Origin of the sequence: Desulforamulus aquiferis (genome assembly GCF_030577015.1) — a bacterium.
Lineage (GTDB): Bacteria > Bacillota > Desulfotomaculia > Desulfotomaculales > Desulfotomaculaceae > Desulfotomaculum > Desulfotomaculum aquiferis.
The window spans coordinates 77,004-88,134 of sequence record NZ_JARPTC010000017.1 but is presented as its reverse complement, the minus strand read 5'-3'; the positions used below and the strand labels follow the sequence as shown (position 1 = coordinate 88,134).

Annotated in this window: 11 protein-coding genes; 10 read left to right on the top strand and 1 reads right to left on the bottom strand. The window is 48.6% G+C overall.

All coding sequences use genetic code 11. The features are described 5' to 3' along the window. Positions 1-223 precede the first annotated feature (223 nt). From P6N53_RS11955 to P6N53_RS11945, 3 genes are all read left to right on the top strand, one after another. Complete coding sequence (locus tag P6N53_RS11955) at positions 224-448, top strand: DUF1659 domain-containing protein (protein WP_304543435.1); 225 nt, start codon at positions 224-226, stop codon at positions 446-448. Between the two features lie 14 nt (positions 449-462). Beyond that, a complete protein-coding gene (locus P6N53_RS11950; RefSeq protein ID WP_304543433.1) occupies positions 463-681 on the top strand; it encodes a DUF2922 domain-containing protein in 219 nt (72 codons plus the stop codon). 99 nt (positions 682-780) lie between these two features. Further along, positions 781-1,500: a ComF family protein gene (locus tag P6N53_RS11945; RefSeq protein WP_304543432.1), complete on the top strand. Its 720-nt coding sequence runs from the start codon at positions 781-783 to the stop codon at positions 1,498-1,500. A 2-nt stretch (positions 1,501-1,502) separates the two neighbouring features. Here P6N53_RS11945 and P6N53_RS11940 read toward each other — a convergent pair whose 3' ends face one another. Next, positions 1,503-2,732, bottom strand: coding sequence for a DUF401 family protein (locus P6N53_RS11940; protein WP_304543430.1), 1,230 nt, complete (start codon positions 2,730-2,732; stop codon positions 1,503-1,505). Positions 2,733-3,288: 556 nt separating this feature from the next. Here P6N53_RS11940 and P6N53_RS11935 point away from each other — a divergent pair. The 7 genes from P6N53_RS11935 to P6N53_RS11905 all read left to right on the top strand — a co-directional run bounded on the left by P6N53_RS11935 (position 3,289) and on the right by P6N53_RS11905 (position 11,070). Continuing rightward, positions 3,289-3,486 carry a cold shock domain-containing protein gene (locus P6N53_RS11935; protein WP_304543428.1) on the top strand — a complete coding sequence of 66 codons (198 nt, stop codon included), beginning with the start codon at positions 3,289-3,291 and terminating at the stop codon, positions 3,484-3,486. A gap of 135 nt (positions 3,487-3,621) precedes the next feature. Then, a complete protein-coding gene (gene hpf, locus P6N53_RS11930; RefSeq protein WP_304543427.1) occupies positions 3,622-4,140 on the top strand; it encodes a ribosome hibernation-promoting factor, HPF/YfiA family in 519 nt (172 codons plus the stop codon). Positions 4,141-4,325: 185 nt separating this feature from the next. Next, positions 4,326-6,947 (top strand): preprotein translocase subunit SecA, encoded by a 2,622-nt coding sequence (secA, locus tag P6N53_RS11925; protein WP_304543425.1) that lies wholly within the window; start codon positions 4,326-4,328, stop codon positions 6,945-6,947. 66 nt (positions 6,948-7,013) lie between these two features. Next, a protein-coding gene (prfB, locus tag P6N53_RS11920) for a peptide chain release factor 2 (RefSeq protein WP_304543424.1) occupies positions 7,014-8,139 on the top strand; the annotation gives its coding sequence in 2 pieces (ribosomal slippage) (positions 7,014-7,094 and positions 7,096-8,139; 1,125 coding nt in all). A 259-nt stretch (positions 8,140-8,398) separates the two neighbouring features. Next, positions 8,399-9,250 (top strand): YitT family protein, encoded by an 852-nt coding sequence (locus tag P6N53_RS11915; protein WP_304543423.1) that lies wholly within the window; start codon positions 8,399-8,401, stop codon positions 9,248-9,250. Positions 9,251-9,291: 41 nt separating this feature from the next. Next, a complete protein-coding gene (locus tag P6N53_RS11910; RefSeq protein WP_304543422.1) occupies positions 9,292-10,107 on the top strand; it encodes a transketolase in 816 nt (271 codons plus the stop codon). Positions 10,108-10,125: 18 nt separating this feature from the next. Next, complete coding sequence (locus P6N53_RS11905; protein WP_304543420.1) at positions 10,126-11,070, top strand: transketolase family protein; 945 nt, start codon at positions 10,126-10,128, stop codon at positions 11,068-11,070. The last annotated feature ends 61 nt before the right edge of the window (positions 11,071-11,131 follow it).

Here is an 11,131-nt window from a genome sequence, read left to right as displayed (position 1 = left end):
GCATTTTAGACACCTTGGTAGGGGTGTCTTTCTTTATGGCCTAAGATTACTTTGTACTGACAAGCCTATAAAAGGGCCGAGTTGTTGGAATATAAATCTTAGGTTTGTTTGATATGTATAAATATAAGAACTAACTCATTTTTTTCCAAATTACCGATGAAGGGTTAAACTGTATTTGAAGTACTTCACATGAATCAGGCCTGGAGAAAAGGAGGATGGTATAATGCCCATATCAAAGGAGCCCTATCTGTGTACCTTGAGGCTAAGGTATAACAACGGGGTAAACGGCAGCGGTCAGCCGGTATTCGTTAACAGGAGCTTCTCTAAGGTCAAGGTTACTGCCAGTGATAGTGATTTATACGATGCAGCCATGGCCTTAAACGGACTGCAGAGCAAAGTCCTGGTAGCGGTATTCCGGGTCGATGAAAGTGAACTGGTTGAGGAATAGAGAGGAGGTAAACTATGGCTCAAACCCTGGAACTTATATTTATAAATGAAGCCGGCAGCAAGGTTACCCTGAGGGTTTCCGATCCCAAGGAAAACCTTCAGGCCACTGAAGTGAAAGCAGCCATGGATCAGATCGTTAGCAGTAATGTATTCTACAGTACAGGCGGTAACCTGGTTAGTGCAGCAGGCGCCCGGGTTGTTAACCGTGATGTTGTGGAAATGGAATTAATCTAACCATCGGGGCGGGATATTCCCGCCCCTCTCATTTTTTATTGAAGGATTAGATTGTGACATAGAGAAGTACTAATAAAATCTATTGCTAGGAGGCACTCCATGGGCTCACTGCTAGATGCCCTGCTGAATTTAATATTTCCCGTTAAATCAGGCTGTCCCCTATGTGGTTACAGGGGAAAGCCGGAGGGCTTATGCAGCCGTTGCTTGGAGTGGTTGGAAGGCTGGAGGAAACTGCCAAAGTGTTGCCTGTGCGGAAAGCCCCTTGCCCCGGCTGAGATGGAAAAACACAGGTGTGTTTTCTGCGGCAGGGATGCACCTCCCTTTGCCATGGCCATGGCGGCAGGACCCTATCAAGGGTATTTAAAGGAGGCCATTCACCTGTTAAAATACCGGGGCAGGAAAGTCTTGGCCCCATTACTGGCTGAGCTAATGATTAAGGTAATCAGAAGTAATGGACATTTTTCCCAGGTGCTGGCTGTGGTTCCGGTGCCTGCTTCTGCTCAAAGGATCAGAGAGCGGGGTTTTAACCAGGCGGAGCTGTTGGCTAGGTATATCGCCAGGGAGTTAAAATTGCCCTTGCTTTCCCATGCAGTTGTGAAAAAGCTTGAAACACCCCATCAAACTGGTCTTAGCCGGGAGGAAAGACAGCAAAACCTCCGGGAGGCCTTTGCTATAGCTGACCCCTCGGAGGTTTATGGAAAATCCGTATTAATTATTGATGATGTATTTACAACAGGTTTTACGGCAGCGGCCCTGGCAGAAGCCCTTCTTGCCGCAGGCGCCGGTCCGGTATATGTGGCCACGGCTGCCCGAGGTTAGGGTCATCTCAATACCGCAAATGCCCCCAGGGCGATACCTACAACCAGCAAGCTTGGCATCAGCAGGGGTTTATAGGAGCGGGTAAAATCCGCTTTAAAATATTCGATGGATAAAACAAGGCAAAGGTGTACGGGCGAAATCATAACCCCAGCTACCCCGGAGATATAGGCAAGCATTACATAGGCCCCTGAGGGCTCAATGAAACTCATGACCAGTGGGAAGGATACCCCAATGCAGGCCTGCAGTAAGCCGGTCAGCATCCCAACGGCTAAAGGCAGGAGGATTAGGATAATGACCGGGGAAAAGCCAAAGGAGGAGATGGCACTGCTCAATTGGTTAACCGCCCCGGAGGCCTCAAGGACGTCCTTGAAGGCCAGGGTCCCCCAGGTTAAAAAAACGATACGGGCTGTAAGGGGCTCAAAGATTGTTTTTATTAAAGGCTGGAGGGGATAGCGTTTCTGAATGATTAGCAGCAATAGAACCCCGATGATGGAAATAACGATGGAAACATGGGCGAGGACCAGTAAAACGGTACACCAAAGGGGCCAGGTGGTCTTTATTAAGTCCATCAAGGAGTGACCCTCTTCTTGTTTAGGCAGGGCTTCTGTACCGGCCTCTGTTGCTGCTGCAGCCTCTTTATCTCCTCCGAAGGGACGGAAGATATACCAATATCCTAGGAGTGCCCAAATTACCGCAAAGGGCCACTGCCAGAGGATGAGGGTTCCCAGGGGAACTCCGGAAATATGTGCCGCCAGGAGTAGGCCCGGGTAAAGGGGGAGGCAGTATTCCCACATGTGTCTAAACCAGTAGTTGATGAACACCTTATCCTCCGGTTGAAAGGACATATTGGAGGTGGCTTGATCAACCAGGGGGGCGGAAAATCTTGCCCCTCCGGCAGAGGGCAAAAAGCCGATAATTGCCGGGATAGATGCTATCAGTACAAGGGGATTTAAGGGTAGTTTAAGTAAGGAGTCGGTCATGGCCTTTAGCATGCCGGTATTTCTCATTACCGATTCTAGAATCATGATCAAGACCAGGGCTGAAATAAGGGAAATAGTGGCCGGATGGATTAATGTAAGGAAAAATTGCTTTAATAGTGGGGCAGGGCCAAGGCCGAAAAGCAGGCCCAGCAAACCGCTGGATACCAGCATGGTGGTCCCTAAGCTGATTCTTTTCCGAAGTAGGATAATAATTAGTGAAAAAACCAGTAAAATTTTTAATATGGCAACCATTTTCTACACCTTCTGTATGTTATTATTTTGTTAACTAAATAATAACACGTAATGGTGACAATAGACGAATTGTGAGACTATTAAATCAATTTCGGTGGATGTAATTTGTTGCATTCACAGTGGTAAAATATATTTGCATTTAGGAAGAACTTATTTTTGCAGATAATACTTCGATTTGCCCCGATAAATGGTAATTGGTCGGTCCAAAGACCTTAAATTGTGACGTAATCACTGTTTTGGAATAAAACTGGAATAAATGGTAAATACTGGAAGTATAAAACTTCTACAAAAATTGTGCCAATAGCACTAAGGATGTGACAAAAAATACCATATGATTTTCCTCATGTCCACAGTAAGACCCTTGATTTAATGGGTTATTAACAGACTTATCCACATTGTCCACAGGAAAACCCTTTTCCCTAAGGAATTTTTCGACATGAGGGCGGCAAGAAAGGTAGGGAGCTTTTACTTGACAGATAATGTTATAAAGTGATAATATTACTCCACGTGAGTCCTACTGGGACTCTGGAAAGTATTTTGAAAGTGAGGAATGTAAATGCTCGGCAAGGTTAAATGGTTCAACGCGGAAAAAGGTTATGGTTTCATTGAAAGAGAAGAAGGTGGCGATGTTTTCGTTCACTTTTCCGCAATCCAAGAAGATGGCTTTAAAAGTCTGGCAGAAGGACAAGAAGTTGAATTCGACATCGTTGAAGGCGCTCGTGGTCCCCAGGCTGCTAACGTAACTAAGCGTTAATTTAAGCAAATGAAACTAACACCCCGGCCAATGGCCGGGGTTTAAAAATTTTATAAATAAATGCAGGAATTTTGGTGGATTTCGGGAATACTATCTCAGGAAGTATTTTCTAGCTGCGAAAGGAGTGGAAGTTTAATGAAGGTACAAGTTCGCGGTAAGAACATTCAGGTTACCCCAGCCCTGAGGGACTATGTGGAAAAGCGTCTTGGGAAACTTGACAGGTTCCTGGATAATTTGGGGGAAGCCCAGGCCACTCTTGTTGTTGAGGGAGACGCACAGAAGATTGAGGTTACCATTCCCGTTAACGGTATGCTGCTTAGGGGTGAAGAGGCTACCGGAGATATGTATTCTTCCATTGATTTGGTGGTTGAAAAGATTGAGAGACAAATCAGCCGTTACAAGGGCAAGCTTAACCGCCGGGCAGGAAAGGTCCTTGCGGATAATGGAGCTGCCGACAAGTTTGAGGACGAAACCCCAAAGGTAATCAAGACAAAGCGTTTTGCCATTAAGCCCATGCCAATGGATGAGGCCATCATGCAGATGAACATGCTGGGCCACGACTTCTTCGTATTTTCAAATGCAGAATCCGAGCAGGTCAACGTAATCTACAAGCGCAAAGACGGTAATTACGGCTTAATCGAGCCGGAGTTTTAATAGGACCAAGAAAAGGCACGCCCCAGGCGTGCCTTTAGATTTATACCAGCCCCAGTCCCCCCGCTTGATTTGAAAAACCGCAAATGTTAGAATTAGGTGTTATTGTAAGCTTAATTCGGGTGCCAGGCACCTAACTTATTAACTTAATAGCTTGTGTTGTTTAATTTCGGAAAGGTGGGAAACCGGTGTTAAATTTTATCAAGGGCTTGTTTGATGATAACGCCCGGGTAATTAAAAAATTGCAGCGGGTTGTGGAAGATATTAATGGGCTGGAGCCCCAGATGGCGGCCTTGACCGACCAGGAGTTGCAGGGTAAGACTGTGGAATTTAAGCAGCTTTTAGAAAACGGACAAACCCTGGATGACATCCTGCCCCAGGCCTTTGCGGTGGTAAGGGAGGCATCCAAGCGGGTGCTGGGTATGCGTCACTTTGATGTTCAGCTTATTGGCGGCATGGTGCTGCACCAGGGACGTATTTCTGAAATGAAAACCGGTGAAGGTAAAACCTTGGTGGCAACCCTGCCGGTTTATCTTAATGCCTTAAAGGGTGAGGGAGTTCACGTGATTACCGTGAACGATTATCTGGCTACCCGTGACAGTGACTGGATGGGACAGCTGTACAGATTTTTAGGTCTGTCGGTGGGTCTAATTGTCCATGGGCTGGATTCTGATGAGAGGCGCCGGGCTTATAATTCCGATATTACCTACGGGACAAACAATGAGTTTGGTTTTGATTACCTGCGGGATAATATGGCTGTTAACCCTGCCCAGGTAGTTCAAAGAAATCTTAACTTCGCCATTGTGGACGAAGTGGACAGTATTTTAATAGATGAGGCCAGAACTCCCCTGATTATCTCGGGTGCGGCTGATAAGCCCACGGATCTCTATTACACCATGGCAAAAATAGTGCCTAAGCTGATTAAGGATATTGATTTTACTGTGGATGAAAAGGCCCACACCGTGCTGCTTACCGAAGAGGGTGTGGCCAAGGTGGAGAAAATGCTTAATGTAGGCAACCTCTATGACGATACCCACATGGAGTTAAGCCACCACCTGAACCAGGCCCTGAAGGCTCACGGTTTAATGAAACGGGACAAGGATTATGTGGTCAAAGACGGAGAGGTAGTTATTGTCGATGAATTTACCGGCCGTCTGATGTTTGGCCGTAGGTACAGCGATGGCCTGCACCAGGCCATTGAGGCCAAGGAAGGAGTTAAGATTGAGCGGGAATCTCAGACCTTAGCCACCATTACCTTCCAAAACTACTTCCGTATGTATAAGAAGCTGGCAGGCATGACCGGTACGGCCTTAACTGAAGAAGATGAATTTCGCAGTATTTATGGTCTTGATGTGGTGGTAATCCCCACCAACAGGGCCATGGTTCGTGACGATATGTCCGATGTGGTGTACAAAACCGAGGGCGCTAAATACCGGGCGGTGGTAGAGGATGTGGCCAAGCGGCATGCCGTGGGCCAGCCGGTGCTGGTGGGTACCATCTCCATCGAGAAATCTGAAATGATCAGCAGTCTGCTGAAGAAAAAGGGTGTGCCTCATCAGGTATTGAACGCCAAGTTTCACGATAAGGAAGCTGAAATTATTGCCCAGGCAGGCCGCATAAATTCCGTAACCATTGCCACCAACATGGCCGGCCGTGGTACCGATATTTTGCTTGGTGGTAACCCGGAGATTTTAGCCCAGAATGAGCTACGCAAGAGGGGACTGGCAGAGGAAGAGGCCGAGGCCGAATATAATAAACTGGTTGAGCATTTCCGTGGACAATGTGTGGCGGAACGCAACCGGGTGGTTGAATTGGGTGGTCTGCATATAATAGGTACAGAACGGCATGAAAGCCGCCGTATTGATAACCAGTTGAGGGGTCGTGCAGGACGCCAGGGAGATCCCGGCTCCAGCCAGTTTTATATTTCCCTGGAAGACGATTTGATGAGACTCTTTGGCTCCGACAATATTGCCGGGCTGATGAATCGCCTGGGGATGGAAGAGGATATGCCCATCGAGGCCGGAATAGTTTCCAAATCCATTGAAACCGCCCAGAAACGTGTGGAAAACCGCAACTTTGATATTCGTAAGCATGTATTGAAATATGATGATGTAATGAACAAGCAGCGGGAGCTGATTTATGAGCAGCGCCGCAAGGTATTGACCAGCGAGAATATGGCAGAAAACATCCAGGAGACAATTGCCACAGTGGTGGGTCGCTCGGTGGAAGTCTATGCCCCCGAAGGTGTTCACCAGGAAGAGTGGGATTTGGCCGGCCTGCTGGAGTATGCCTCCCAGCTATATCTGCCCAATCATGATTTGAAGCCGGAGGATCTGGAGGATATGGGCAGGGATGCTCTGAAGGAGGAGCTTCTGGAGAAATCCCTGGAGATTTATCGGCTTCGTGAAGAGGAACTTGGAGCCGAAACCATGCGGGAAATTGAGCGGGTGGTTCTGCTCAGGCTGGTGGATGAAAAGTGGATGGATCATCTGGATGCCATGGACCAACTTCGCGAAGGCATTGGTCTTAGGGCCTACGGACAAAAGGATCCGGTCATCGAGTATAAATTTGAAGCCTTTGAAATGTTTAATAATATGATTGCCACTATCCAGGATGATACTGTGAGGTATATCTTCCGGGTAAACTTAGTGCCCGCCCAGCCTAAGGAACAGAGGGTAACGGTGGAGAACCGCTCTGGGGATGAAGGGCAAAAACAGCCTGTGCGCAAGGAGCAGCAGGCTGGCAGGAATGATCCCTGCCCATGTGGCAGTGGCAAGAAATATAAGAAATGTTGTGCGACTAAAGGGTAGGACTTGGCTTAGGGTAGTTCTTTGGGGTCCTTTGTTTACGGGACTGTTTATATTAGTTTTGAGAGGGTGAAGGTCTTGGTTTATGCGGAGGTAAGGCGTGAGTTGGAGCGGTTGGAGAAGCTAGTTAGAGATTTGAGGGTTTCTCTTTGACATTGATGAACAGGAAGTTGAGATAGGTAAATTAGAGCATGAGATGATGGGTCAGGGGTTCTGGGATGATGTGGAGCGGAGCCAAAAGGTTAACCAGAGGTTGGCTGGCCTGAAGGAACGGGTAGGGACCTTTACCGGCCTTGAGAGTGCTTATCAGGATCTTGCGGTGATGCTGGAGCTTTGTGAGGGGGAGAAGGACCCGCTGCTGGAGGATGAATTAACCTCGGGTTTGGCAGAACTGGCAAAAAGAGTGGATGAGATGGAGTTGGAGGTTTTGCTGGCGGGGCCCTATGACCGGGCAGATGCTATCCTGGCCATTCATCCTGGAGCGGGTGGAACTGAGTCCCAGGATTGGGCCCAGATGCTGCTGCGCATGTATACACGTTATTGTGAGAACCAAAACTATAAGGTTGAGCTGCTGGACCTGCTGCCCGGGGATGAGGCCGGTATAAAAAGTGCCACTTTCCAGGTTTCGGGGCCAAATGCCTATGGCTACCTGCGCTCGGAGAAGGGCGTGCACCGTCTGGTGCGCATCTCCCCCTTTGATACAGCGGGCAGGAGGCACACCTCCTTTGCCTCGGTGGATGTACTGCCGGTGGTAGATGAGGAAGTAGCTGTAGATATAAAAACCGAAGATTTAAAAATTGATACCTATCGCTCCGGGGGGGCTGGAGGGCAGCACGTTAATAAGACTGACTCAGCCGTGCGTATTACTCACCTGCCCACCGGCATAGTGGTGGCCTGTCAGAATGAACGCTCCCAGATTTACAACCGGGCAGCGGCCATGAAGCTGCTAAAGGCCAAGCTGATTGATCTGGAGCTGCGCAAGAAAGAAGAAGAGTTATCGGCCATACGTGGTGAACAGAAGGAGATCGCCTGGGGCAGCCAAATTAGATCCTACGTCTTTCACCCCTATAACCTGGTCAAGGACCACCGTACAGGGGTTGAAAAGGGCAACGTCCACGCCGTCATGGATGGCGACATCGGCGAATTCATCGCCGCCTATTTGAAAGACAAAGCCGGCACCACCCAAAGGGAATAACGGAAAAATGAGTAAAAGAATCGTCCCCTGATTGGAAAGTGAGGCAGGGGACGATTTTTTGACTCATTTCCGGGGCGAAGGTTGATATTCGACAAAATTTCTGGGTTTTGGGAGGATTTGCTAGATGGGAGTAGAAGACTTATAAGGTTTGTTTATGGTCACCAATTGTGAAAATAGGCTGACACTTTTTGGGGTATGATAAACCCGACCTTATGTGCAATATGACGGTGTCTAAAAATTAGAAAGGTTTTGTTAGCGTATGTATTATCGCTGGTTTAAATCTTATTTAGGGGTAACCTTTGGGGTGTTTTTAACGGCTTTGGGGTTGGATGCTTTCCTGGTTCCCGCTAAAATAGCGGCGGGAGGGGTAAGCGGCATTGCCACCATTTTGTACTATATGGTTAACCTGCCGGTTGGTGCCGTGATGTTGGCCCTTAATATACCCCTGTTTATTTGGTCAAGCCTGCGGTTGGGCTGGCGTTCTACGGTAAATTCCCTTTATGGGATGATTACCCTTTCGTTATTTATCGATTTACTTGCGCCCCATATGCCCCTCATCACTGAGGATTTGCTGCTGGCCAGCCTCTACGGGGGAGTTCTCATGGGTATTGGCCTGGGTCTTGTGTTCAGGTTTAATGGAACCACTGGGGGTACTGTGCTGGCTGCGGCCATTGTGAGAAGCTATGTGGGTATTAATGTCGGTCAGCTATTGTTCTTAATAGATGCCATAGTTGTAGTTTGGGCAGGTGTTGTTTTCCAATCAGTGGAATTGGCCATGTACGCCCTAATTACTATCTTCCTCACTTCCTGGATTATCGACCGGGTACTGGAGGGCTTTTCCTCGGCCAAGGCCTTTATCATCATCACCAGTAAAGCCGAGGCTGTTGGTGACGCCATTAACAAGGAATTGGATCGGGGTGCCACTGCCTGGAAGGGCAAGGGGATGTATACCGGAATGGAACGGGAGGTTATCCTGACCATTGTGGGAGTAACCCAGGTAACCAAGCTAAAGGCAATTGTTCAAGAGCAGGACCCTGGGGCCTTTGTGATTTTGGCCCATGTCAGTGAGGTTCTTGGTGAGGGCTTTCAAGGTCTTGAGGGTAAAAAATAAGGGTACATATTTTGGTATTAAATAAAAGTGGGGGTTAGACAATGGAGCAAAAGATTGCTGAGTTGCAGGAGAGGGCAAAAACAATTCGAAGGCATATTATTAGCATGTTATGTGAAGCCGGTTCAGGGCATCCTGGTGGCTCCCTATCGGCGGCTGACATGGTTGCGGCACTGTTTTTTGATACCATGAGGCTGGACCCGGAAAACCCGGAATGGCAGGGTCGGGATAGGTTTGTGTTGTCTAAGGGTCATGCTGCCCCGGTGTTGTATGCTGCCCTGGCTGAAAAGGGCTTTTTCCCCGTTGAGGAGCTTCAGACCCTGAGAAAGTTGGGGAGCCGTCTGCAGGGGCACCCTGATATGAAAAAATTACCGGGGGTAGAGATGTCCACCGGTTCCCTGGGACAGGGACTTTCTGCGGCCAATGGCATGGCCATGGGGTTGCGCCTGGATGGTGGGGATCAGAGGGTATATGTAATGCTGGGTGATGGTGAGATTCAGGAAGGACAAGTATGGGAGGCCGCCATGGCTGCAGCCCACTATAAATTGGATAATCTGACTGCCTTCCTTGATTATAATAATCTACAGATTGACGGCCCTGTGGAGGAAGTCATGGGTGTAGCACCCCTGGCTGACAAATGGCGCGCCTTTGGCTGGCAGGTAATTGAGATTGATGGACATGATTTGGCTCAAATACTGACGGCCATAGAGGAAGCTAAGGCCACTAAGGGTAAGCCCACCATGGTAATTGCCAAAACCGTAAAGGGTAAAGGGGTCTGCTTTATGGAGAACCAGGCCGGCTGGCATGGTAATGCACCAAAACCGGAGCAGAGGGATCAAGCCCTCGTAGAACTGGCCTAAACAAGGAGGAGATTTACCATGACTAAAAAAATCGCCACCCGGGATGCCTATGGCCAGGAATTGGTCCGCCTGGGAGCAGAAAATAAAGATGTAGTAGTTTTAGATGCTGACCTATCCAAGTCTACCAAGACCTATGATTTCTTTAAAAACTACCCTGAGCGATTCTTTAATATGGGTATAGCTGAGGCTAATATGATGGTAACAGCGGCCGGTCTGGCCACGGTGGGCAAGATACCCTTTGCCAGCACCTTTGCCATGTTTGCCACGGGACGGGCCTTTGAGCAAATTCGTAATAGCATTGCCTATCCCAGACTTAATGTAAAAATTGCCGCCACCCATGCGGGAATTACAGTGGGTGAGGATGGTGGCTCCCACCAGTCCATTGAAGATATAGCTATCATGAGGTCTCTGCCGGGGATGACCGTTTTTGTGCCGGCTGACGCGGTGGAGACAGCGGCTGCCATCAAGGCTGCTGCTGAAATTAAAGGACCTGTCTATATTCGCCTGGGACGCTCCGGGGTTCCGGTTCTGCACGGGGACGACTTTAAGTTTACCCCTGGTGAGGCGGTAACCCTGCGTGAAGGTGAGGATGTGGCCCTTATTGCTACCGGAATCATGGTTTCCATGGCTCTGGAGGCTGCGGATATTTTAGCAGACGAGGGAATCAAGGCCATGGTAATAGATGTACATACCATCAAGCCCCTGGATATCTTTGCCATTGTGGAGGCCGCCAGAAAGTGCGGGGCCGTGGTAACTGCTGAGGAGCACAGCATTATCGGGGGCTTGGGAAGTGCTGTGGCGGAAACTCTGTCCGAGCACCAGCCAGTACCACTTCAGCGGGTTGGTATGAGGGATACCTTTGGGGAATCCGGAAAGCCTGATGAATTACTGAAGCATTTTGGGCTAACGGCGGAGGCCCTGGTTGAGGCTGCTAAAAAAGCAGTGGCCAAGAAAAGCCGTTAAGGTTATAATTTCAACATTGGAGAGGTGATGGCTTTTGGCTCCCACCTCTCCAATTAGTTTA